The organism is Kluyvera sp. NPDC087067 (assembly GCF_044745165.1).
GTDB lineage: Bacteria > Pseudomonadota > Gammaproteobacteria > Enterobacterales > Enterobacteriaceae > Kluyvera.
On record NZ_JBIUZS010000006.1, the window covers coordinates 207909 to 232307 of the forward strand.

A 24399-nucleotide genomic window follows, 5' to 3' on the forward strand; every position below is an offset into this window, starting at 1 on the left:
ACAGGGTTACGCCACGCTTCCCCACACCAGCCGTCCTTTATGGAACGTCGCGGCGCGCGGAGAGATCCGCGCCACGGCTTCCGCCGAGCACGAGGCGTCCACCAGCACAAAGCTGGCATCATCCTGCGCTTTCGGCCAGACGCGCTCGCCCTTGTCGTTCAGCGGCAGTACGTCGCCGGTGGCGAGGAACAGCGCGCGGGAGAGGTTCTGCTCGTTCGGGCGGATATAGAGCTGGGCGTAAAGGTTGGCTTTTTCGAACATATCGCCAAGGCCGTACGGCGACCAGTGGTCAATCACGCTGTCGGTGCCGGTCATCAGCGTCACGCCTTTGTCGCGCAGCTGTTTCAGCGGCATATGCAACGTGCCGATAGGCACCGTCGAAGCGATGGCGATCTGCTGTGCGGCCATGCGCGAGGCGATTTCATCCACCTGCCCTTCGTTCATTGTTGCCAGCGCGAAGGCGTGGCTGATAGTCAGCTTGCCCTTCAACTCCGACGTTTTCTCCACGGTTTCCACCATATATTTCACCGCCGCCACGCCCGCTGGGCTGGTTTCGTGCAGGTGAATATCCACACCCTTGTGGTAGTCGATGGCAATCTGGAACATGGTATCGAGGGACTTCTCCATCGCGCCGTCGACGTTGGTCGGGTCGAGCCCGCCGACGTAGTGCGCCCCGGCCTGCATCGCTTCACGCATCAGCGGTTCAGATTTCGATAACAACAGGCCGTGCTGCGGGAAGGCGACGATTTCACAGTCGAAACCGGCTTTGCGCCGCGCCAGCACCGCCTGTAAATTCTCGAGGTTTTTCAGCCCGGAGACCGGCTCGATATTGCAGTGGCTACGGGCGATGGTGGTGCCTTTTGATTGCAGCAGGTCAATCAGCTTTTCAGCGCGCTCCTGCGTGTACGGCTGGAGTTCAGGCAGCAGCTTTTGTTCCAGCTTTATCATGTCCTGAATCGTGGTGCCCGCCGGGCGGTTGAGCGAGCGCCACGGGCCGCCGTAGAAGGTTTTATCAAGGTGGATATGCATGTCGCGGGTGGTCGGCAACATCAGCTTACCACCAGCGTCATAGCGTGGCAGCGTGGCGTCCGGGTGGTTATTGTTGTCGCGCAGGGCTATGATTTTGCCGTCCTGAATCTCCACGGTCTGTCGCGCAGTCCGGGTGTGCACGACGACCGCACCCTCGTACTCAAAGCCCGTTTCAAGCAGTACGTTATCCAGATAGTAATGGCTGTCAGTAATGTTCATGGTTCCCTTCGTCTCGCAGACGGCTGCGCCGGACGTCGCCGCATAGGCCATCGGCGCGGTTGCACCAAACAGCGCGGCGGCGGTGACCATTTTGCCGCTGTTGCTTAAAAACTCACGGCGACTGTTATTCTCTTTCATCGTCGTTCCTTATCAATGGACGATATGGGTGCCCGTTTCGCCACGCAGGGCGGCAGGCAGACATTCCGGCGTGGTGATAATCACCCGTTTACCGCCGTGTTGTAAAAATTGCAGGCTGGCGACAATCTTTGGCAGCATACTGCCCGCCGGGAAGTGACCTTCATGCATGTAGCGGGTCATGGTGGCGATATCCACCTGCCCCAGCGCCTGTTGTTCCGGTTTACCGAAGTGGATGCAGACCTTCTCCACGCCGGTGGTGATCACCAGAATATCGGCGGCGATCTCGCGCGCCAGCAACGCGGTGGAGAGATCTTTGTCGATCACCGCATCAACACTGTGATAATCGCCATCTTCGCCCAGCACCACCGGAATGCCGCCGCCGCCCGCGCCAATCACCAGAAAGCCTTTCTGCGCCAGCGCCTGAATAGCTTCAGACTCGACGATGCGTTTCGGCTCCGGCGAGGCGACAACGCGACGATAGCCGCGCCCGGAATCTTCGACAAAGCGCCAGCTTGGGTTGGCCTTTAACAGCTCTTCACGCTGTTCGGCGCTGAAGAACGCGCCAATGGGTTTGGTCGGGTTGGTGAAGCCGGGATCGTTTTTATCCACTTCCACCTGCGTGACCACCGTCACCGCTTTTTGTTCGCCGCGTTTCGCCAGCCGGTTATTCAACGCCTGCTGAATAAGGTAGCCAATACCGCCCTGGGTGTCGGCTACACAGTTGGCGAGCGGGGTGAGCGGCAGCCCTTCGCGCTCATGGGCAATCTCCGCGCGACGCAGATCCAGCCCCACCTGCGGGCCGTTGCCGTGGGTCAGTACGATGTTGTAATCCGATGCCAGCATCGCCAGCACCGTATCCGCGACCGCTTTCACCGCCTCTGCCTGATGTTCAATCGACTGGCTGGCGTTGTCTTTGATAATGCTGTTGCCGCCAATGGCGACGACCACAAGTTCTTTCATCGTGTAGGTTCCAGTGCAGAAGGTGATGTGATTATTGTTATTGAGCTAGCCATGTTGCCCGGCGAAGCGCCAGGGACTTCCGGCTCCGTGCCCGTTATCCCCTCACCCTAGCCCTCTCCCCAGAGGGGAGAGGGACCGTTAGGTGCGCCCGGCTGTCATGTAGCCCGGCCAGGCGAAGCGCCGCCGGGGACTTCCGGCTCCGTGCCCGTTGTCCCCTCCCCCTAACCCTCTCCCCATAGGGGAGAGGGACCGTTAGGTGCGCCCGGCTGCCATGTAGCCCGGCCAGGCGAAGCGCCGGGGAGTTCCGGCTTCGTGCCCGTTGTCCCCTCACCCTAACCCTCTCCCCATAGGGGAGAGCGAACCGTTAGGTGCGCCCGGCTGTCATGTAGCCCGGCCAAGCGAAGCGCCGCCGGGGACTTCCGGCTCTGTGCCCGTTGTCCCCTCACCCTAGCCCTCTCCCCATAGGGGAGAGGGAACCGTTCGGTGCGCCCGGCTGTCATGTAGCCCGGCCAGGCGAAGCGCCGCCGGGGACTTCCGGCTCCGTGCCCGTTATCCGTTGTAACGTTCGCACCAGCTCAGAATCGCTTTCTCGAAACAGGCGAACGGCGGGTGTACGATCCCGGCACCAATCATGCCGATGCCCGCATCTTTATGGGCAATGGCGGTGTTGATCACTGGCAGAATGCCGCTGCTACCAACGCGGGTAATGTCGATAGCCGTTGGCACGCCCATAAAGCCGAGCAGCGGAATGGTGACGTTAGGGTTCTCGCCGAGGGTGATTTCACACATCTGGCGGGAGAAATCGATAGCCTCTTCCACCGTGCCGCCCACCAGCGCCACAATCGCCGGGGCCGTTGCCATCGCAAAGCCGCCGATGCCGTAGGTTTCGGTAATCGCGCTGTCGCCGATATCAAGCCCTGAGTCTTCCGGCTTATAGCCCGCAAACATCGGGCCGATAACCTGCTGCGCCGGGCCGGTGAACCACTGGCCCGGCAGGCCGCTGACCCGCAGGCCGAACTCGACGCCGTTTCGCGCCATGGTGGTAACCACGGTGCTGTATTCAATGCCGTGCGCCGCATCCATCGCCGCTTTACACATCGCCATCCACGTCGGGCCGGAGAAGTAGTCACTGCTGGCGACAAACTCAAACACTTCGCGCTGTTGTTCAACGGAATAACCCGCCTGAATAACTCCCGGCGTCAGCGCCTGAATCAGTAGCGTGGTACCCGCATTATTACGGTTATGGCACTCGTCGCCCATGTGCAGCGCCTGCGCCAGCATTAAGCGCAGGTCGATTTCACCGATTACCTTCATCGCCTCGCGCAGCATTGGGCCCTGCACGTCGCGCATCCAATTCAGACGGTCGATCACGCTCTGGTCATTAGCCCCCATGCGCAGGATCTTCGCCATCTGCTCGCTCATGTTGGTATAAGCGATGTTACCGTAGGTTTTGTTCTCAACGATGTGCATAAACATCGAGGCTGAGGTGACGCCCGCCATCGAACCGACGCAGTCGTGCTCGTGGCACGGCGAGAAGGTGATTTCACCGGAAGCCGCGAGCTCTGCCGCTTCGTCGATATCCTTCGCCAGCCCTTCAAACACCAGCGCCCCGGTGACTGCACCTTTCATCGCGCCGCACATTTTCTCCCACGTAACCGGCGGCCCCGCGTGGAGGATGGTTCTCGGCGTCATGCCCGGCACCACGTTAATCGCCTGGTCAAAGCCAATCAGCACCGGGTGAGACTGAATGATGCGCTCCAGCGCCTGCTGGTTGGCGGCGGCAATTTTCTCCGCCAGCGGGGAATCGGCGATGCTGTCCAGCGCATTCACCACCTGCATGTTGCCCTGCCCCGGCGGCGTCCAGTCGAGCTGGGTGACGGCGACGTGCTGTTTTTTCAGGTCATCGCTGAACATGGCGATGCCGACGTTAATGACGTTCAGCGGTTGGGTAAACAGTGACTGGCTCATCAGGCTTCCTCCCCTTTGCAGATAAATTCACGCGCCAGCAAACCGGTATTGGTGCTGCTGCTGGCGAGGATAACGCCCGCGTCGATCAGCATCTGGCGCTGTTTTTCCAGCGACGGCGTATCAAGATCGGTACCCAGCACGTAGGCGAGGATCGCAAGCTCACGACCATCGGCGGCGGCGATCGCTTTCGCTTCTTTTATCGTCTCGATCGTTGAACCGACCGGATCTTCATGCGATCCAAAGCCCAGCACGAAGTCCATGACGATCACACCCACCTGCGGATCGCGCGCTTCCTGAATCAGGCGGCTGATGCGGTTGGTCGGGTCGATCATCGGGTGCGGCTTACCGTTGGTGAAGTCGTCATCGCCGAAGTCGAGGAAGGTGTGCTTCACGCTGCGGTTGATATCCGCCAGGCGGAAGGCCGGGTCAGGCTGAATGTTGCTGTAAACGTCGCCGTGTTTTTCCATCACCGCGAACATGGTTTCATCGCACAGCGTACCGCCGCAGAATAGGCCGCGAATGTACTTCTGCTGTGGGGTCAGGCGTGAACGCACGTCGGCAATTAGCGCATCGTTCAACGGATGCAGGTCCAACGATTCTTTCTTCACGCCGCTCAGCAGGACCGCTTTTAGCGCCGCGTCTTTGGTGCCGCGAGCGAACTGTAAACCTTGCTCGTCAGCCGGTGGCTCAGCGCGGCCGAGGAAACAAACCACTACAGGTTTACGGCAGGCACGAGCACGTTCCAGCACTTTGCGTGCAACGGCCGGCGCTGGTGGTTTGGAGACCAGCGCGATAATCTCGGTTTCCGGGTCGTTTTCCAGCATGCCGATCGCGTCGAGCATCATCAGTCCGCCAATCTTCTCGCTGAGATCGCGCCCGCCGGTGCCGATAAGCTGCGAAATACCGCCGCCAAAATCATGAATTCGTACGCTCAGCTCCTGGCTGCCGGTACCGGACGCGCCAATAATGCCGATATTGCCGCGACGTACCGCATTGCCAAAGCACAGCGCCGCGCCGTTGATAATCGCAGTGCCACAGTCCGGCCCCATCATCAACAGCCCTTTTTCATGCGCCAGCTGTTTTAGCGCCAGTTCGTCTTCAATGGTGACGTTGTCGGAGAACAGCATCACGTTGAGGTCGTTTTGCAGTGCCTGACGCGCTTCACGGGCAGCAAACAGACCGTTGACTGAAATCACCGCCAGGTTGCTGTCTGGATTATGTTTTTTGGCGCTAGCAAGCGTGGCATAGCGCGCTTCGTGCGAACCGCTTTCCGCTTTTTTAGTGAACAACTCTTCAATGGCCGCCAGCGTCTGCTCGTTGTCAGCACCGTCTTTGCCGTTGATGACAATCATCAGGTCGCCGTTTTTCGCTTCATCCAGCTCGGCGGTTAACAGCCCGAGATTTTTCAGCACGCCCTTGTTCATCTCGGTGGCCATAGCCACGAACGCCTGCTCAACGCCGTCAATCTTATTAGCGCGAGTGGAAATCGACATCAGCGAGACCGAATCAAAATACGTATTCTTCTTAATCACTATTTTGACTGACATAACTCCCTCCGTAGGCTTGGCTCAGCGCGCAGGCATCCGCCATGCCATAAAGCATGTCGCAGCCGGAACTGGAGCCAATATTTTTAATACTGGCGATAGTCTGGGTAGAAATATGTTGTGGTTCATTAACCATGCCGTTAATAAACCCGAAAATTGTTTCTCGATAGCGCTGAGAAAAAGCCGCTTCCAGCGTAATGGCACTTAATAAAGTGGTATTATCACGCGCCACTTTTAGTGCGCAATAAAATGCATCGCGATATTTTTTCGCCGGATGTCCGTCGATAAATAAAACGGTGCTTAATCCCACTAAATAATCATCCGCCGATGGCGTCAGGCCAATACCTAACCCCACCATATTAGCCACCGCCGAGGTTATTTTCCGGCCCTGTAATAACGCATTAAATAATATTTTCCGCCGCTGCTGTAATGCCTCGGAGATAGCCAGATAAAACGGGTTATCTCCGCGCCAGAGAAACAGCGTCTGGTTATCCTGTAATTGTTGATGAATCTCGTCGTGCCACCGCAGCCAGGGTATCTGCCGGAATCGTTCGGCGTTAAGCCGCGGTATTGTTGGCTGCCAGCGTTGGCAGGAGGCGGTGTTCAGCCATTTATCCTCGCCAACCGTTATCCCTGTTGGGTGAAACTGAACCGCCTCACCCGGCCGAAAAAGACCGTCAAAGTGAGTGAGTGCTAACCTACAGCTATTCGGGGCATTGTCGTACTCTTCGCACAATAGCGTCAGCAACCGCTGCTGCGCCGGGAGATAAAGGTTTACCGCCCGGGAAAAGACCTGTTCGACCCGACCTGAGCCACGTTCAAAGAGAAAGTGCTCGTCCGCAGTTAGCGCTTGCACACACCGCCGTGTAGGGGTGTCGATAGCGCGTCTCCTCTGTTACGCTCCGGCGGCAATCAGAAGCTTGGCTATCTCTTCGTAACCCTTGCCCCGCGCCAGTTCCAGTGGGGTTTTGCCGTATTTGTCGGTCATGTGCGGGCTGGCGCCATGCTCCAGCAACAGGCCGATAATCGCCTGCTGTGTTTTACCGCCGTCATTGAGCACAATGGCCTCCAGCAGCGGCGTCCAGCCGACAAAGTTGGTGTGGTTGACGTTAATGTGGGTGCGATGCAATAGCTCTTTGACGATGTCAAAATGGCCTTTTTCACAGGCAGGCGTTAGCCCCACGCCACCAAAACGGGTTAAACGATTTAAATCCGGACGGGCCGGTAACAGTAAACGCAGCAGCGTTAAATCATTATTCAGACAGCTAATTAAAAAAGGATTTAAACAGGTCTGGTCTTGTTTATTAATATCCGCACCGGCGGCCAGTAAGGCCACCACGCAATCATATTTTTTATTCAGGCTCGCCAGCGTAATGGCTGTTTGTCCCTGACGATTAACAGCATTAATATCGACACCCTGATGCAGACAGGATTTTAATTTTGCCAGCTCACCTTGTTGCGCTGCTAACAGATAATCAGCAATCAGATTGGTATTGGTCATTATCATTCCCCTGATTTTTGTGGCTGTTTTTTGATGAATTGAGAATAGCAACGAAATTGATAGAAAAGAACCCGCTTAAATTTTATTCGCCATAACTCGCCTGATTATTGAAAAAATTTTAATAATGCGTACAGACTGTGCGATAGTGCACCGTTTATTTCTTTGCCGCTATGCCCCTTAACTCAATCGGGTTTTCTTTCTATATAGTTTCAGCACGAAACCACAATATGAGAGGAAATCATCATGAACGGACTCACCGCAACGGGCATTACTGTTGGGATCTGTGCAGGTCTCTGGCAGATGGTGTCCTCGCAGGTTGGGCTAGCACCTGGCTGGGAATTACTGGGCACCATCGGGTTTGTCGCTTTCTGTAGCTTCTACGCGGCAGGCGGTGGCAACGCCGGTTTTGTAAAGAGCCTGTTCGTGAATTATTCCGGGGCCGTCTGGGCGTTTCTGGCCGCGATGGCCTCCGGTTGGCTAGCGTCGGTAAGCGGCTTGTCGCCTTTCTGGGCTGGCGTGGTCATGACGGTACCGTTCTCCGCCGTAGTGGTCTGGCAGGGCCGATTCTGGCTCACCTCATTTATTCCCGGCGGCTTTCTTGGCATGACGCTGTTTTTCGCCACCGGGATGAACTGGTGGGTCACGTTGCTGGGCTTTTTTGCCGGGAACTGCGTCGGGATTATCTCGGAATATACCGGACGCAAGCTGAGCGAAGCCACCTCGAAAGAGGCGGCGTAGCGGTATGCTGCCGGATGGCGCTGCGCTTATCCGGCCTACGAATGAATATCTGTTGTAGGTCGGATAAGGCGTTTACGCCGCCATCCGGCAGCATGCCAAATAGAAGCATAAACGGCGGTTTTAAAAGTTATTCAAAAATGATTGCCCAACCATAAGCACTACCAATACATTCATCAGTGGATCTCACTGATGGCAGGAGTGCGCGGATGAACTCAATTTTTACTGAAGAAAATCTGTTGGCGTTTACCACCGCCGCACGGTTAAGCAGCTTTAGCAAAGCGGCGGAGGAGCTAGGGCTGACCACCTCCGCCATCAGCTATACCATCAAGCGGATGGAAACCGGGCTGGATGTGGTGCTGTTTACCCGCAGCACGCGCAGCATTGAACTCACCGAGTCAGGCCGCTATTTCTTTCGCAAAGCCAGCGATCTGCTTAATGATTTCCACGCCATCAAGCGCAGCATTGATACCATCGCCCAGGGAATTGAGACTCGCGTACGCATCTGTATTAACCAGTTGCTGTATACGCCAAAGCACACCGCCCGGCTGCTTCAGGTATTGAAAAAGCAGTTTCCAACCTGCCAGATAGCGGTGACCACCGAGGTCTATAACGGCGTGTGGGATTCGATCATTAATAACCAGGCTAATATCGCTATCGGCGCGCCCGATACCCTGCTGGACGGCGGCGGTATTGATTACACCGAAATTGGTGCCATCCGCTGGGCGTTTGCCATTGCCCCGACTCATCCGCTGGCGTTTATGCCGGAGCCCATTGCCGAAAGCCAGCTGCGGCTGTATCCCAACATCATGGTGGAGGATACTGCGCATACCATTAATAAAAAGGTCGGCTGGCTCCTTCATGGCCAGGAGTCGATCCTGGTGCCGGATTTCAATACCAAATGCCAGTGCCAGATCCTCGGGGCAGGAATTGGTTTTTTGCCGGATTATATGGTGCGAGAGGCCCAGTCGTTATTGGTGACCCGCCAAATCCATAATCCGCGTCAGGATTCGCGGATGCTGCTGGCAACTCAGCACTCGGCCACCGGGCAGGTCACGCAGTGGATTAAGAAGGAATTTGGCGCGCAGGGAGTGTTGACGCAAATCTATCAGGATCTTCTTCACCGCAAAGAATAACGGCTATTGCACAATGCCCTGAAGACTCAGCCAGCCCCCCTCACCCTAACCCTCTCCCCATAGGGGCGAGGGGACCGGTCGGTGTACGAAGGATAGGACTGTGCTCCCTCTCCCTTTCAGGGAGAGGGTCAATACCCATCACGTGCACATATAGCGAAAAGGTCCCGGCGCGCACTGTCGTAGAATGACGTTCAGCCGGTTCTCTTTGAGGGTGTACATACCGCCAGAGTATGGGTCAACAATAAACCAACCCGGGATCCCGCCAAAAATAAGGTTGCCGAAGGTGTACCAATAGCTGAGGCGATATTCGAGCGGTACGATGCTGGAGTGGTAGCCATCATGTTTCACCGTCAGCGTGTATTCCCGCTTGCCAAAATAGCTGCCGTCATTCTTTTGCAGGATGACCGATGTCGGCGTACTGCCCTTCGCCACGATATTGCCCGCGCTATCCGCCACAATGAACGGCGTATTCGACGGGACACTATCAATATAAACGGCTTCATCGTCGCTGCCGACAATAGTGGCGCAGCCGGTGAGTAATAAAGGCAATAACAAGACAAAAGCAAATCGCTTCATGTTCAACGCTCCATTTCAATACCCGATCAAAGCGGCTGAAATGGCGCCTGACTTAAACCTGAAAACGATTTCCCCCTCTCGCGAAGCTCATTGCCCGATGGCGCTGCGCTTATCGAGCCTACAGCTCGGTAGGCCGGATAAGGCGTTTACGCCGCCATCCGGCAATCAGGCTTCATTGCCCGATGGCGCTGCGCTTATCGGGCCTACGGACGGGAGCTAAACTGCGCTGGCAGCGGCAGGATTATCGCCCGGCGGCCTTCAGGCAGCGTTTCAATTCTCGCGCCATCATGGGTGAAGGCCACGCCCTGCCCTTCAAGAGCGGTGATAACCTGTTCAAACTCAGCATCACTCACCGGTCTTGGCTGCCAGAAAGTTTCCGGGTTGTGCGTGTAGATAGGATGAAGCTGAAGCTGCGGCTGTGCGCCGCCCAGCAGCAAACGGGCGATAAAGCTAAACGGCGGTACACCGCGCTGCCGATATTCACCGTTGCTGTTGAATACCCCGTTGCCAATACTGTAGGCCACCCAGCTATCGCCCAGCCGTTCAAACTCACCCAGCATATGCGGGCCAGAGCCGATAATCAGATCGGCCCCCGCTTGTGTGAGCCGCCTCGCCAGCTGCCTTTGCATTGGCAGCGTCCAGCGATAATCCTGACCCCAATGCGCCAGCACAACGCAGGTGTTAGCGGGATCGGCGGCTTTATCGTGGCGCAGTTGATCAACAAGGCCACCGCTAAGACAAGCCGCCCCAGCGCGGCGCGGTAACGCATAGAAGGCGCAGTCCTGCTCCATATAGCGGCGATACCAGTAGGCGCTGTAGAACTTATAAGTTCTGCCTCCCAGCGTAAACACCAGCGGCGCCTCCGCCTGCTGGGCGTTCAGCCCAGCACCAAAGCTGGCGATTCCCCCTTGTTCCAGGGCCGCAAGCGTACTTTCGACACCCGCAACGCCAGCATCCATCACGTGATTATTGCCCAGCGCGACCGCATCAATACCCACTTTTTTAAGCGCCGCCACCGACCGCAGCGGGGAACCCGTCAGGCAGAAAGGTTTAAGCCCCTGTAAACCGTGTTGGTCGTCAAAACTCAGCGCGGCTTCAAAGTTGGCGATGGTGTAATCACTGCCTTTGAGGAGCGGAGTAAGGCCCTCAAACGAGTAGTCATAACCGTAGCGCATCAGCGCATCATCGACGCCCCGTTTGGCCCGCTGGGCGCTGTACCACTCGCCATAATAGGTATCCCCCACCAGCGTGATGATCGACGGTTCATTTAACCTCTTAGGCATCGGCGTCACTGCGGCCTGCGCATCTTGTGCCAGCAAGCCGTCGAGCAAATAATCGAGGTGGAAAGCATCGCTGGCCCCGGCGGCGCAGGCTAACCAGAGCGCGTTATCCCGACGCTGAATGGCAAAACCCCAGCACGGTGAACCGCCGGAGGAAAAGCTATAGCTTGCCCGACCGTCGGATTGAATATTGTGGGTCTTTTGATACAGAACACCGCCGATATCCACCTCAAAATCGGCGAACCAGTGCAAAAGATGGGGATACGTTTGATAAAAATAGCGAATGAAGGATGCCACGTCTTCCAGCGTACTTTGCTGCCCCCGCTGGGTACGGCCCGCCACGTTTGTGAGGCGAGTTTTTTGCATCCCGGCTTTATCGATCATCGTAGATAACGCCGTTAACGGATCGCAGGACGGCGTAGAAAGCAGGCCAGCGAGGTTGATGGCGGCATCACGGGCATTGCTGATAAGCATCCCCTGAAGGAGGGATTTCACGCTTAAGCCTTGCCCGTCCTGCAAGCCAAGCATCGGGCCCACCTCACCGGGCAGGGCCTTCACCTGTACCACATCGCTCAGGCGATGCGTTCGGGCCAGAATACCCGCGGCCAGTTCAGCGCTCAGTAATAGGTGGCTCAAATGGCGCGGGTTAAACGTCTTATAGTGATGACTGGCGCGCAGGACGCTGCCATCAGTGAGATTCATCAGCAGCGTGGCGGCGTCGTCACCTAATAGCACCACGGTCGCTTTGGCATGGTCTTTCATTTTGCCGATGATCAGGTGGAAATCTGAATCGCTGACGCTGCCTTTAACCAGCACCACATCGCCATCACGTAGCTCGCCCAGCACCGTTTCTGCCATCACATCGACGTCGGTAAAATAGCCGCCGATAAGATTTGGCGGGAGCTTATTCTTGAGCGCCAGCATCTCCTCGCCATGCAGATACACCTTATCAAACCCGGCCGCCAGAATGGGCTCCGCCAGCGCCTCGTGGCTCACCTGTGACAGCTCGCCAAGCGTTGCCAGCCTCCCCAGCACCGCGATACGCCGCTGGTTTTCACCGCGCGGATAGAGCGCCGCGACCTCCAGCCCGTTTTTCATCGAAATAAACGCGGCATTGTAGTTGTCATCAATCAACGTCACCGCGCCGCCGGTGGGCAGACTCAGGGTTTCAGCTTGCAGTTTTTTCGCCACGTTGCGGAAATAGCTCATCCGGCGAGCGGCCTGGGCGGTGTCGATGCCGAGCAGATGCAGTGCTGCCAGAACCGCCACTGAGTTTCCGGCCATGCCGCGTCCTGGCACATTGAGGCGATAGGTGAGCGATGTGCCCCTGAGATTGACCGTGATTGTCGAACCGAGGGTATCCGCTTCATACCGGGTAACGGAAATATCCGCATCCGAATGAAAGCCGTACGTCAGCACCGTGGCGCCGTAATCCTCAACCTGTTGGCGAACATAGTCGTACTCTGCCATGTCCCGGTTGAGCACCGCATAGCCTCCCGGCTGCATGCCCCGGCACAGGCGTGCCTTAAAGCGCGCGGTGTCGCGTAAGCCTTTGACGTGGTCGCTTATCTGCGTCAGGCCAATTTCGGTAATGATGGCGACGTCGGCTTTAATACGCGAACCCACGCCGCCGGAAGCCATCCACAGCGCAGAAATCGCCACTTCCAGCGCAACATAATCCGGGTTAGTAATGCAGCGCGCGAGGCTCACCGCCGTCCCGGTGCGGGTGTTGTGGTTGCCGCGTGTGGCAATCACCGTTCCCTCTTCACTCAGCAGCATATCCAGCAAATCTTTGGTGGAGGATTTGCCAACCGTGCCGGTCACCGCGACCACTTTCCCCTGCATGCGGCTGCGCGCCTCATCGGCAAGGATATTCAGGACATCGTAAGAGTTCTCAACCACCAGCTGCGGAAAATCTGCCGGCAGTTCGGGGATAAATCGTTGCACGATAGCCCCACAGAATTTTGCATGATGGCGCTTAAGCGTCTCGTGCGTATCTTTCCAGCCGGCATAAATGCCCGAGTTTCCCGACCCTTTATGCCAGGTGTCCGCGTCGATGGCGACCAGCAGATACCTACGCCCAGGCTGTTTAAGATCAAAGGTTTTTAAGGCGATATCATCCGCAAACCAGCCCTCCGGCGGCATCGCGCGCCACTGACCATTTAACAGTTGGGCCAGCTCATCGGCTTGCCATCCCTGTACCTGTTTGTGCATGTCGGTGTCCTTGAAAAGGAGACTTCGAATGGGTGTACTCAAATCATAATTCACATTGCTGTAAATTTTGTCGCAAGGGACTGAATTTTAACTGATGAAATTGAGGCGGCACCGCGGGCCATTCAATTAAGGAAACCCAGTGGCCGTGGGTACGTAATGCGGCAGCGAATTTCGCCTGTAAATCAAAGGGCGTTACGCGGTCGTGTGAATTACCGATAATAAGGATGTGGCGCTTAGGATCGGCCACTATTCCACTGATATGTTCAAGCGGATCGTATGGATGAGCCAGGCCATTAATATCTTTATCACGCTGACTTTTTTCACCACGAATAATCCGTAAGCGTTCAGCTCTTTCTAAAAGCCCATATGCGCCTGAAGTTAAAATCGCGCAGCGAATATCCTTACGACCTAACGTTAAAATTGCTGCCGCCGCCGTCGCGCCGCCGCTGTGGCCGCTTAAAATAAAATGCTGCATCCCATAACGTTCACGCAGGCCCGTTAACGCCGCATCTAGCGCCTGAAACTCCTCAGGCTGACGCCGCTTCGCATGATCGCCGCTAGAGCCATAGGTTCCCGGACGTGCGAGAATAATGACGGGTAAGCCTATCTTTTCCGAGAGTTTTTGCGCCTGCTTGTCGAGCGCTTCAAGCGTATTATTGGGAATGTCTGCGGGGTTGCGGCGCATAAAGGTATCGCGGTCGCCGGACAGAACGACTACCACATTTTTCGCGGAAGTCAGATTGCCCGCAAAGAAATAGCGGATACAGGCGTTTCCTCCAGCATATTTTACCCACAGCGCCTGGTGCTGAAGCGGACATTGCGCTTCTACCGCCGGTTGATTCCAGAGCAGCGGCTGCGATGACCATGCGGATAAGGAAATACTGAGACATAATATAAAAAGAGCGATCCGTTCACGCACGTTCCCACTCCAGTTCAACATTGAATAAACATTTTCCACAGAATACACAAAGCGCCGAACATGGTGTTATTCTGGCCCGAGAAAATGTTCTACAAGGATTGACTGGCGCAACAAGGAGAATAAATGTCACTGAGCCATTTACTTGCGCATACTCGGCCACAGGTCGAGCAGCTAGATATTGCCACACAGCCTGCCCCCTTCCCGGGATATATTCTTTTTCTGAGCGCCAGCAATGGTCAGGAACGCGCTTTTACGACTTACGCCTGCGCTAAAACGCTGGATGAAGCCTGGCAGACCGCTTCCGAAGCGTTGCAACAATGGGAAAGCGAGCAAAATCTCGCGCCCGTCTGGCTGCGCGCCGACCTGGTCGATAAAATCCAGACCCTGCGCTGGGATCGCTTGCAGGAGAAACTGGCGCAAACCAAACGCAATTATTTCCGCTTTGGCCTGAGTTTTACCCCCGATTTTCAGCACGCCATCCTCGAGCAAGAAATCAACGCCAATGCGCTGTTGTATGACGGTAATGAGGGGGTGGCTACGCCCAATGCCACTAACCTTGCGCATTACGCTCATTGGCGGTTCGCCACGTCATTACAGTGGCCAGAAAACCCTGAACAGCTTATCTGGCGCTTTACTACCCGCAGCGTATTTAGCGATGGCAAACAGGTCTACCCCATTGAATTTAGCGGGCGTAACGCCGGTTATCGCCGTTTGAATCACTGGCAGGAAGAGGCGCTGGACCCGATGATCTTCTCCGCCAGCGACTATCTGGCACGTCAGGTACAGGCTTCGGGGCGCTACGATTATGGCTGGTTCCCCTGCTTTGACCGGGCGATTCCGACCTATAACACCCTGCGCCATGCCAGCTCGACCTACGCTTTGCTGGAAGGCTGGGAGGTGACGCAAGCGCCATCCCAGTTTGCCGCTATTGAACGAGCGCTGCACGACCTCTCAACGTCGCTGATTGAAACCCGCACGCTGCCAGATGGCAGCGAGGCTGACTTTCTTATCGATACCGGCGGTGAAATTAAGCTTGGCGGCAATGCGGTGTGCATACTCGCCATGACAAAATACACCGAGCTGACCGGCGATACGCGCTATCTGCCGCAGATGGAGCGACTGGCTAACGGTATCGGCTTTATGCAAAAACCGGAAACCGGCGGGTTCAATCATGTACTCAATGCCGCCGACCTGTCGCTCAAAGCCGAATACCGGATTATTTATTACGATGGTGAAGCGGCTTTCGCGCTGATGCGCCTGTATGGACTGACCAAAACGCCACGCTGGCTGGCGATCGTCGAACGCGCCATGGATCATTTTATCGCCCAAAAACACTGGCAGGCGCATGACCACTGGCTCAGCTACTGCGTGAACGAACTGACGCTCTATCGCCCAAATCTGCGCTACTACCAGTTCGGACTGGATAACGTTCGCGATCATCTCGACTTTGTGATTGAACGCGTCACCACCTATCCGACCCTGCTTGAGCTCATGATGGCGGCATCGCGGATGCTGGCACGTCTGGCCGACTCGGAGCATCGCCACCTGCTGGACGATTTCGATATGGCGAAATTTAATTGGGCGTTAGAGACGCGCGCGCGCTATCTGGCGAACGGTTTTTTCTGGCCGGAACTGGCGATGTTTTTCAAAAATCCGCCGCGCATCGTCGGCAGTTTCTTCATTCGCCACCACAGTTTTAGGGTGCGAATCGATGATGTAGAGCACTACCTCTCCGGCTATGTCGCTTACCGTAAACACTGGCGTCATGCGCGCGGCGATGCGGTGTAATACGTTGAGATTTAACTTCTTTCAACAACGCCACTGGCTGCCACTTTTTCTGGCGCTGCTGTTCCTGGTGCCTCCAGATTTGGGTGCGGGTTGGGATTTTAATACCATCAACTCGCGCACCCAGCGGCTTTATGGCCCGGCAACCCCGGCCGCTCAACGCAATATCGATGCCTGGGAAACGTTGCTTAAACAACCTCCCCAAGGCAATATTCGCAATAAGCTAAACCTCGTTAATCAGTTTTTTAATTCGCGGATACGTTTTGTTGATGATATGACGGTGTGGGGCCAGCAGGATTATTGGGCAACGCCGGTAGAAGCGCTGCGTAAAGGCGCGGGCGATTGTGAAGACTACGCCCTGGCAAAATACTTTACCCTACGAGAGCTGGGCGTTCCGGCTAGCCAGTTAAGAATTACCTACGTTAAAGCATTACAACTAAATCAAGCGCATATGGTTGTGACGTGGTATGCGACGCCAGACGCCATTCCGCTGGTTCTGGATAATCTCAAGCCCGCCATATTACCCGCGACCGCGCGCAGCGATCTGCTTCCCGTTTATTCCTTTAACGGTGAAGGTTTATGGATCCCGCAGGCCAGCGGCAGCAAGCGCGTAGGCGACAGTACAAAACTCTCTCGTTGGCAGGATCTTCTCACCAGGATGCGTGCAGAAGGATTTGTAATTAATGAATAGGAAGCAGACATGTCACTTTATAAACAGCTACTGATTGGCATCTGCCTGTTTACGCTGACGATCTTCTGCGGCAACTTTTTTGCCACGCTGGAAAGCTCCCGCGAGCAATACCATAACCAACTGAGCGCTCATGCCCAGGATGCCGCCACCGCACTGGGTCTGTCCCTGACCGCGCATATTGACGATCCGGTGATGACCGAGCTGATGGTGAACTCCATCTTCGACAGCGGCTATTTCTATCGCATCCAGGTGGTTGATATTAAAAGCGGTAAGCCCATTATTGAACGGCAAAATGTACCGCCCAGCGCTAACGTACCCGCCTGGTTTGCCCGCATGGTGCGATTAAACCCGGGCCAGGGGGAAGCCGTTGTTATGCGCGGCTGGACGCAGGCCGCGCGCGTTGAAGTCATCAGCCACCCGATGTTTGCGCTCACGCGCTTGTGGGAAAGCCTCGTCGCCAGTTTCTTATGGTTAATCGGCTGTAGCGCGCTGTGCATCCTCGGCGCGATGCTCCTGTTACGCCATCGTCTGAGACCGCTGAACTATATCGTCGAACAGGCGATGGCTATCAGCCGCCGCGAGTTTCTGAGCCTACCTGCGCTGCCCAAAACGCCGGAGCTTCGCCGGGTGGTAGAAGCGACTAACATGATGGTCACGCAGCTAAAAGCGCTGTTCGGCGAACAGGCAACGCGCACCGAAAGCCTGCGCCAGGAAGCCTACAATGACAGTCTGACCGGCCTGAACAACCGCCGCGCATTCGACATGAAGTTCCTCACTAAACTGAGCGACGAAGACCACGCCGACGGCAATCTGATACTGCTGCGCGTGCAAGATCTGATGGGGCTCAACCAACGTTTCGGCGGTGCGAATACAGACAAACTGTTAAAGTCCGTCGCCGATATTCTCACCAACTTACAGCAGCGTTTCTTCCAGAGTGAAGGCTTTGTCGCTCGCATACGCGGCGGCGAGTTCGCGATAATCACCGCCCCCGTATTAGCCACGGAAATGGAAAGTTTTGCTAACGCGCTTAATACGCAGCTCAAAGCGTTGTACGAAACCGGATTAAGCGACGTGAATCCAGTGGCGCATTTTGCTGAGACCGCCTTCCGCTACGGCGATTCCCCGCAGATGATTCTGCGTCAGGCCGACCAGATTCTGGTTGCCGCGGAAGCCGACATGCACACTTTTGTCGACCCTGAAAATAGTGAAAAGCCGGTGCCGGATGAAGATCACCACCACTGGCATCAGCGTCTGAGCGCCATTCTGGATAAAGAGGCGTTCGAGCTTTATTCGCAGCCTGTTTACCAGTGCAATGACCTGCATATTGTTTTACACCGCAAAATTCTGGCGCGCATTAAAACTGAAGATGGCGAGATTATCCCAGCGGGCCGCTTTATCCCCTGGGTTCGCCGTCTGGCGCTCGGCCGCCGTATGGATGTGGTGATGCTAAAACAGACGCTTCGCGCCATGGAAAGCACCACCCACGCCTTTGCGCTGAGTATCAGCGGGGAGAGCGTGGCGGACGACGAGAGCCTGAACGCCCTGCTTCAGCCGCTTAAAACCGCGCGCCATCTGACATCACGCTTGACGCTGGAACTCGATGAAAACGAACTGCCCGACCCGGAACGCGTGAGCGTGCTGGTGAAAAAATTGCAGGATCTCGGCTGTGGCCTCGGTATTCAGCACTTCGGCGGTCGCTTCCACCTCATCGGTAACCTGCCGCAGTGGGGGCTTGCGTGGATAAAAGTGGACGGTGGGTACATTCATCGTATTGACGAAGAAGAAGATAAAAAGCTATTTATCGAAGCCATCTACTGGGCGACACGGCAGATCAATTTGCCGCTTATCGCCGAACGTGTGGAAACAGCAGGTGAGCTGGCGGTACTGGAAAAAATAGGCCTGTACGGCGCCATGGGGCGTTATTTCAGCGACGCCAGCACGCTCAACCCTAAATAATTCACGTTGTCGTCATTTGATGTGCAACATGAAGTATGGCGGGTAAATACAATAAATCTCAGGAGAGCAACCATGCATTTTATCGAACGCGATGGTGAAGGACGGATTGTGCGGGTTGAAGCCGTTGAGTTCAGCGGTATGACGGAAAGCAGTCATGAGTTAACGCCGGAAATCAGCGAATGGATTAAAGTTGAAGGCATCCGCGCCGCAACGTTACAAAAGCTCCAGCAGAGCGATCTGGAGATGGTTCGTGTACTGGAAGACCTGATTGAAGTGCTGATGAGTAAAGGTGTCATCAGTATTACCGACCTGCCACCTGCCGCACAAACTAAACTGTTGAACCGTGCCCAGGCGCGTCAAACGCTCAGCGGCCTGGAAGGGCTCATTGGCGATGACGATGAAAGACTGATTTAATCATTCGGGTTATTTACTATTTCAGGCGTATGACAATACGCCTGGGTATTATTAGCAGCCTTACTTTTCGTTTTTTATTTCACTTGCGCCTGGCAATATTTCGTAAAATATTGCGATTAAAACCACATTAAAATCAAAGAATACATCCTTTCTCCGTAATAACCTCGAACCAGTAAGAAATATTCCTTATTACAGATGCTTTCAGCGAGAAATATAAGCAAAATTAACCGATTCAACTGAATGACATCATAGAAATCTGTATTAGTTGCCATCTTTTATTTGTGATGTCGCGGTTAAGGAATAACTGCAATCACCATGGGGAGTGTCATATGAGCGGTATAGCCGGAACAATAAAAGCCATCATTGGGCAGGTTTTTGCCATTGCGCCAGACGGAAGTCGCCGTTTATTGGTAGAAGGCGACAAAATCCAGACCGGCGAGCAAATTGAGACGGGTGCCCACGGCGCCATCACCCTGACACTCCCGAATGGGAAAACGCTCGACCTCGGGCGCGATAGCCACTGGGAAGGCGGCCATCATCTCCAGGCCACCTCTACCGCTACCGATAAAATGGATATTGCTGCCATGCAGCAAGCCATTGCCGATGGACAGGATCCGACACAACTGCTCGAAGCCACTGCCGCGGGCCCGCAATCGCCAACCAGAAGCGGTGAACCCGGCGCGGGCGGTGCACATACGCACGTCATCCTCGACCTGACCGGCGAAATTGTCGATCCCACCGCAGGCTACCCCACTCAGGGCCTGGAATTCCCCGACACCCAGGTAGACGAAGAACTCACGATTCTGAATAACGCTGACGCGGATAATTCTCGCGATGATGCGGATGCTGATGCGGATGCTGACGCCGATGCGGATGCTGATGCTGATGCGGACGCTGATTCGGATGCAGATGCGGATGCCGATGCCGATGCCGATGCCGATGCCGATGCGGATGCCGACGCCGATGCGGATGCAGATGCGGACGCAGATGCCGATTCGGATGCAGATGCCGACGCAGATGCGGATGCGGATGCTGATGCCGACGCAGATGCTGATGCCGACGCAGATGCGGATGCCGACGCAGATGCCGACGCTGATGCGGACGCCGATGCGGACGCGGATGCAGATGCAGATGCCGACGCTGATGCGGACGCCGATGCAGATTCTGATGCTGATGCTGATGCAGACGCCGATGCGGATGCCGATGCCGACGCTGATGCGGATGCTGATGCCGATGCAGATTCTGATGCGGATGCAGATGCAGATGCAGATGCAGATGCGGATGCTGATGCTGATGCCGACGCGGATGCTGATGCTGATGCCGACGCGGATGCTGATGCGGACGCCGATTCGGATGCAGATGCGGATGCCGATGCAGACTCGGATGCCGACGCCGATTCGGATGCAGATGCGGATGCCGATGCAGACTCGGATGCGGACGCAGATGCAGATGCCGACGCAGATGCAGATGCCGACGCGGATGCTGATGCTGATGCCGACGCGGATGCTGATGCTGATGCCGACGCGGATGCTGATGCTGATGCGGACGCCGATGCCGATGCCGATGCCGATGCCGATGCCGACGCCGATGCGGATGCCGACGCGGATGCGGATGCCGATTCGGATGCTGATGCAGACGCCGATGCCGATGCCGACGCAGACGCCGATTCCGATGCAGATGCCGATTCGGATGCAGATGCCGACGCAGATGCAGATGCAGATGCAGATGCAGATGCGGACGCTGATGCAGATGCCGACGCGGATGCTGATGCTGATGCTGATGCGGACGCCGATGCAGACGCTGATGCAGATGCCGACGCTGATGCCGATGCGGATGCAGACGCTGATGCAGACGCGGATGCCGATTCCGATGCGGATGCCGATGCTGACTCGGATGCCGATGCGGATGCAGATGCAGATGCAGATGCAGATGCAGATGCCGATTCGGATGCGGATGCGGATGCAGATGCGGATGCCGATGCAGACTCCGATGCCGACGCCGATGCCGATGCCGATGCCGACGCGGATGCTGATGCGGACGCAGACGCTGACATCACCCTAAACATCGACTTCACCGCCACATCAGGAACACAAGTCACTGAGGTCAACGGCGGCAGCAAAGATCCAAGCGGTAACGGTTTCGACGTTGATAGCAACGGGATGATCACCGCCGTGGGTGATAACGTCGTGCTGTGGGTATCTAAAGGCGATGTCGGGAAATATGTCTCAAGCGACATTCCCGCCGCCAATATTCACTATTACGACCAGGGCAACGCCAACGGCACGGAGGGCAAGAGCGATATCTTCGTGCTGCACGATGGCAGCGCTTATACCCAGGGCGATAATACCCAGCACGCCATGAACGCGGTCAACGGCAACCGGGAATCTAGCTCAAGCAACGCGCACGACTATATTTTTGTTCCAGGAGACTCGAACTGGAGTTCGTCGGCCGGCTCGGCAAACGTCAATAACAGCATCAACTATTACGAAAGCGTCAACGTCACGATTAACGGCCAAACCTTCGGTGGCAATAACCGGATATCCGACGTTATCTCCGGTAAGGGCGATGAAGGCCTCAATCCGGGCGATCATGACGTTAAAACCAGCTGGCATTACGATCTGAATATTGACGCTAACCTCGAAGGCGGGGCTGATGGCGACCATATCACCTCCATCTCGCTGGGCGGATTACCGGCGGGATCGACATTGAGCTACCAGGGCGTTAACTATACCGTCGACGCCAACGGCAATGTGGTGATTGATGTTCAGGACAGCGCCGATCTTAACGCGCACCTGACGTTAACCTCACCGACCCAGGTCACCGATCCGGGTTCGATTACCGTCGATGTATCGACGGAAGTGGGAGGCTCGGAGCACGCATCGGGCGATATTGGTGCAAACAGCGGGGAGCATGCAATTACGGTTGGTGAGGGTAACCATACCGACACAGCCGATGCCCACGCCGAAGAGCATCACGATGCGGTCGCGCACACTGACTCCACCGATCACGCTGATATGACCACGTCCGGCGATCATCATACGGTCTCCGCGGCGACGGACGATAGCGCCACAGAACAGACTGACCACGCAGACTCCACCGCTCAAACGGATAATGCCGTAACGCCTGAGCAGGCGGAAAATACCTCCGCCCATGACACTGAGGCCGCAGATAACAGCGAGAAGGCTCACGTCACCGATCATGAGTCAGACAACCCGGCCCACGATGATGCGTCGACAGACCAGGATAACGCCAGCCTGCTGATTGACCACGACAATCTCGATTTAAGCACCGTTGAGTCTGACACATCGGCTGTACAGTCCACGGACCACGATCCGCAAACATCGCTTAATCTGCTGCTGGGCGATATCGATACACAGTTGAACGACACCGACACGGCGCAAAGCGCAGAGCCGGCAGACGAAAAATCAGCCCCCGCGGAAACCAGCGCGTTGAACGCGGATAACGTCATCAACCTCAGCGATATTATCCATGATGATGCGACAAAAGATCTCAGCTCGCTGATCCAGGTCGCGGACTCCACGGACAATACGCAGACGGTCGGGCACGTCCAGGATGTTCCGGCGGAAAGCGCGGGCAGCGATGGCGCTGAGGACTGGCATGCCCACGGCGCGGCTGAGCTAGACCACTTAATCGCGCAACCCGATACAGAGGTGTAGTCCTGCACAGGGTCAGCCAACGCTGACCCTGCAACGCGCGCCCGGCGAGCGCGACAAAACGTTGTAGATCGGCTCAAAAGCCGACGACGGTGATTCACGATGCAATGGCGCAGTTTGGGCCATGCTCACAATTTTCTTTTTTGTCTAACGACATTGTTTCTGGCGGAAAAACCACGCGTCAGGGAAATGGATCGATGGGATGGTCAACATAATGAATAAACCACTTAGAGTATTAACAAGCCTCTCTTTACCGCTGCTGTTTACGCACATCGCGAACGCCGCCACCTTAGAGCAGGCGGTGAAAGACAGCTTATTGTGGCATCCGCAGGTGAGCGCCTCGGTCAATAGCCGCTATTCCGCTGACCAGGATTTACGGGCGGCCAAAGGAGGATATTTACCCAGCTTAGATCTCTCCGCCGGAACCGGCTGGGAGCAGACCGATAACGCCAGCACCCGCGCAGCTGACGATCACCGCCGGAACCTGCACCGTAGCGAGTCGAGTATTAATCTGCGGCAGAACGTATTTAACGGTTTTGCCACCACCAGTGAAGTCGCCCGCCAAAAAGCGACGGTCAACTCCCGGGCCTACTCGGTGATGAATACCAGCGAAGTGACTGCGCTCACCGCGATTCAGAGCTACCTTGACGTTCTGATGCGCCAGCGCATGGTGAAACTGGCGGAAGATAACCTGAAAAACCACGAGCGCATTTTCGACCAAATCCGTCTGCGAACCGAACAGGGCGTGGGGCGCACGGCCGACTATGAACAAGCGCAAGCCCGTCTGGCCCAGGCTAAAAATAACCTGCTGACTGAGCAAACCAATCTGCAAGACGCGCAGGCCAATTACTACAGCGTTGTCGGAAAAGAGCCCGAGGGGCTCTCAATGCCGATGACCACGAAAATCCCCGCCTCTCAGGCACAAGCGCGTACGCTGATGCTGGAAAACAGCCCATTGCTCAAACAGGCAGACTCGGATGTCGACGCCACCCGCCAGCAGTATGAAGCGGCGAAGTCTCGTTTTTATCCGAGCGTCGATGTCGATGTTGGCCGCAGAATGGATAACAATACTGACGGCACGCGCGGCCACGACCAGGAGTGGCAGGCGATGGTCAGAATGAACTACAACGTGTTCAACGGCGGTAGCGATCAGGCGCAACTCTCCTCTTATGCCTATAAAATGCAGGAAGCTCAGGACGTGAAACGCAACGCCCTGCGTCAGTTAGATGAGGAGCTGCGCCTGTCGTGGAACGCCTGGCAGAACGCCAGACAGCAGGTGCCGATTGCGAAAGACTATGCCGACCGCAGCGCCGTGGTGCGCACCGCGTATCAGGAGCAGTTCAGCATCGGCGAGCGTAGCCTGCTGGATATGCTCGACAGTGAAAATGAAGTGTTCAACGCCCAGCGCCGTTACGTTGAGATGCAGTTTACCGAAATGTTCACCACTTATCGGATTAACGCGCGTATTGGCGATCTGTTAAAACAGCTGAATATTCAGGCACCTTCGGCTGCCCAACCGGTAGAAGCACAGCAAACCGCGCACAGCGAACTGCCTGAACTACAGTAACGCTTTTGTGCCTCGGGGTTATCTCATCATCCGGTGAGATAACCCTTTGTCTGTTTTAGCCTGGGTGATTTTTTCGCGTTTTTATAGGGTCTG

The 24399-nt window shown here is 55.9% G+C and carries 16 protein-coding genes and 1 pseudogene; 8 read left to right on the top strand and 9 right to left on the bottom strand.

Annotated features, from left to right (window positions below):
* Nucleotides 1-6: 6 nt before the first annotated feature.
* The 6 genes from ACIPDS_RS16600 to ACIPDS_RS16625 form a co-directional block, all read right to left on the bottom strand.
* A complete protein-coding gene (locus ACIPDS_RS16600) occupies nucleotides 7-1386 on the bottom strand; it encodes an amidohydrolase family protein (RefSeq protein ID WP_400738024.1) in 1380 nt (459 codons plus the stop codon).
* A 12-nt stretch (nucleotides 1387-1398) separates the two neighbouring features.
* The gene (locus ACIPDS_RS16605; RefSeq protein ID WP_400738027.1) at nucleotides 1399-2346 is read right to left on the bottom strand and encodes a carbamate kinase family protein; all 948 of its coding nucleotides are present in this window, start codon (nucleotides 2344-2346) and stop codon (nucleotides 1399-1401) included.
* Nucleotides 2347-2895: 549 nt separating this feature from the next.
* Nucleotides 2896-4314, bottom strand: coding sequence for a DUF1116 domain-containing protein (locus tag ACIPDS_RS16610; protein WP_400738030.1), 1419 nt, complete (start codon nucleotides 4312-4314; stop codon nucleotides 2896-2898).
* The gene (gene fdrA, locus ACIPDS_RS16615; RefSeq protein WP_400738033.1) at nucleotides 4314-5861 is read right to left on the bottom strand and encodes an acyl-CoA synthetase FdrA; all 1548 of its coding nucleotides are present in this window, start codon (nucleotides 5859-5861) and stop codon (nucleotides 4314-4316) included. The genes ACIPDS_RS16610 and fdrA overlap by 1 nt, the downstream gene beginning before the upstream one ends.
* A complete protein-coding gene (locus ACIPDS_RS16620; protein ID WP_400738036.1) occupies nucleotides 5839-6714 on the bottom strand; it encodes a DUF2877 domain-containing protein in 876 nt (291 codons plus the stop codon). Before ACIPDS_RS16620 ends, fdrA begins: the two co-directional genes overlap by 23 nt.
* 39 nt (nucleotides 6715-6753) lie before the next feature.
* Nucleotides 6754-7359, bottom strand: coding sequence for an ankyrin repeat domain-containing protein (locus ACIPDS_RS16625; RefSeq protein WP_400738039.1), 606 nt, complete (start codon nucleotides 7357-7359; stop codon nucleotides 6754-6756).
* Nucleotides 7360-7602: 243 nt separating this feature from the next.
* Between ACIPDS_RS16625 and ACIPDS_RS16630 the strand changes: the two genes are divergently transcribed.
* Together ACIPDS_RS16630 and ACIPDS_RS16635 are read left to right on the top strand one after the other, a co-directional pair.
* Entirely contained in the window at nucleotides 7603-8097 is a 495-nt protein-coding gene (locus tag ACIPDS_RS16630; RefSeq protein ID WP_400738042.1) for a DUF1097 domain-containing protein, read from the top strand.
* A 206-nt stretch (nucleotides 8098-8303) separates the two neighbouring features.
* The gene (locus ACIPDS_RS16635; protein WP_400738045.1) at nucleotides 8304-9230 is read left to right on the top strand and encodes a LysR substrate-binding domain-containing protein; all 927 of its coding nucleotides are present in this window, start codon (nucleotides 8304-8306) and stop codon (nucleotides 9228-9230) included.
* A gap of 138 nt (nucleotides 9231-9368) precedes the next feature.
* Here ACIPDS_RS16635 and ACIPDS_RS16640 read toward each other — a convergent pair whose 3' ends face one another.
* From ACIPDS_RS16640 to ACIPDS_RS16650, 3 genes are all read right to left on the bottom strand, one after another.
* On the bottom strand, nucleotides 9369-9806 hold the full coding sequence (locus ACIPDS_RS16640; protein ID WP_400738048.1) for a hypothetical protein: 438 nt from the start codon (nucleotides 9804-9806) through the stop codon (nucleotides 9369-9371).
* Between the two features lie 203 nt (nucleotides 9807-10009).
* Nucleotides 10010-13300, bottom strand: a complete 3291-nt coding sequence (locus ACIPDS_RS16645) for a CapA family protein (protein ID WP_400738051.1) — start codon at nucleotides 13298-13300, stop codon at nucleotides 10010-10012.
* 43 nt (nucleotides 13301-13343) lie between these two features.
* Complete coding sequence (locus ACIPDS_RS16650; RefSeq protein WP_400738054.1) at nucleotides 13344-14219, bottom strand: alpha/beta hydrolase family protein; 876 nt, start codon at nucleotides 14217-14219, stop codon at nucleotides 13344-13346.
* 123 nt (nucleotides 14220-14342) lie between these two features.
* Between ACIPDS_RS16650 and ACIPDS_RS16655 the strand changes: the two are divergent.
* From ACIPDS_RS16655 to ACIPDS_RS16680, 6 genes and pseudogenes are all read left to right on the top strand, one after another.
* A pseudogene (locus tag ACIPDS_RS16655) lies at nucleotides 14343-15977 on the top strand (Mur ligase); the annotation flags it as partial.
* Nucleotides 15978-16011: 34 nt separating this feature from the next.
* Complete coding sequence (gene lapG, locus ACIPDS_RS16660; RefSeq protein WP_400738056.1) at nucleotides 16012-16695, top strand: cysteine protease LapG; 684 nt, start codon at nucleotides 16012-16014, stop codon at nucleotides 16693-16695.
* A gap of 9 nt (nucleotides 16696-16704) precedes the next feature.
* Nucleotides 16705-18651 carry a cyclic di-GMP receptor LapD gene (lapD, locus tag ACIPDS_RS16665; protein ID WP_400738059.1) on the top strand — a complete coding sequence of 649 codons (1947 nt, stop codon included), beginning with the start codon at nucleotides 16705-16707 and terminating at the stop codon, nucleotides 18649-18651.
* A gap of 72 nt (nucleotides 18652-18723) precedes the next feature.
* Nucleotides 18724-19065, top strand: a complete 342-nt coding sequence (locus ACIPDS_RS16670; protein WP_166516547.1) for a tryptophan synthase subunit beta — start codon at nucleotides 18724-18726, stop codon at nucleotides 19063-19065.
* Between the two features lie 329 nt (nucleotides 19066-19394).
* The gene (locus tag ACIPDS_RS16675; protein ID WP_400738062.1) at nucleotides 19395-22742 is read left to right on the top strand and encodes a retention module-containing protein; all 3348 of its coding nucleotides are present in this window, start codon (nucleotides 19395-19397) and stop codon (nucleotides 22740-22742) included.
* A 211-nt stretch (nucleotides 22743-22953) separates the two neighbouring features.
* Complete coding sequence (locus ACIPDS_RS16680; protein ID WP_400738065.1) at nucleotides 22954-24306, top strand: TolC family outer membrane protein; 1353 nt, start codon at nucleotides 22954-22956, stop codon at nucleotides 24304-24306.
* Nucleotides 24307-24399: the final 93 nt, after the last annotated feature.

Bases quoted from the DNA above. Each gene is read 5' to 3' on its own strand.
- ACIPDS_RS16600 (WP_400738024.1), bottom strand. From the start codon at position 1,386: ATGAAAGAGAATAACAGTCGCCGTGAGTTTTTAAGCAACAGCGGCAAA.
- ACIPDS_RS16605 (WP_400738027.1), bottom strand. From the start codon at position 2,346: ATGAAAGAACTTGTGGTCGTCGCCATTGGCGGCAACAGCATTATCAAA.
- ACIPDS_RS16610 (WP_400738030.1), bottom strand. From the start codon at position 4,314: ATGAGCCAGTCACTGTTTACCCAACCGCTGAACGTCATTAACGTCGGC.
- fdrA (WP_400738033.1), bottom strand. From the start codon at position 5,861: ATGTCAGTCAAAATAGTGATTAAGAAGAATACGTATTTTGATTCGGTC.
- ACIPDS_RS16625 (WP_400738039.1), bottom strand. From the start codon at position 7,359: ATGACCAATACCAATCTGATTGCTGATTATCTGTTAGCAGCGCAACAA.
- ACIPDS_RS16630 (WP_400738042.1), top strand. From the start codon at position 7,603: ATGAACGGACTCACCGCAACGGGCATTACTGTTGGGATCTGTGCAGGT.
- ACIPDS_RS16635 (WP_400738045.1), top strand. From the start codon at position 8,304: ATGAACTCAATTTTTACTGAAGAAAATCTGTTGGCGTTTACCACCGCC.
- ACIPDS_RS16640 (WP_400738048.1), bottom strand. From the start codon at position 9,806: ATGAAGCGATTTGCTTTTGTCTTGTTATTGCCTTTATTACTCACCGGC.
- ACIPDS_RS16645 (WP_400738051.1), bottom strand. From the start codon at position 13,300: ATGCACAAACAGGTACAGGGATGGCAAGCCGATGAGCTGGCCCAACTG.
- lapD (WP_400738059.1), top strand. From the start codon at position 16,705: ATGTCACTTTATAAACAGCTACTGATTGGCATCTGCCTGTTTACGCTG.
- ACIPDS_RS16670 (WP_166516547.1), top strand. From the start codon at position 18,724: ATGCATTTTATCGAACGCGATGGTGAAGGACGGATTGTGCGGGTTGAA.
- ACIPDS_RS16675 (WP_400738062.1), top strand. From the start codon at position 19,395: ATGAGCGGTATAGCCGGAACAATAAAAGCCATCATTGGGCAGGTTTTT.
- ACIPDS_RS16680 (WP_400738065.1), top strand. From the start codon at position 22,954: ATGAATAAACCACTTAGAGTATTAACAAGCCTCTCTTTACCGCTGCTG.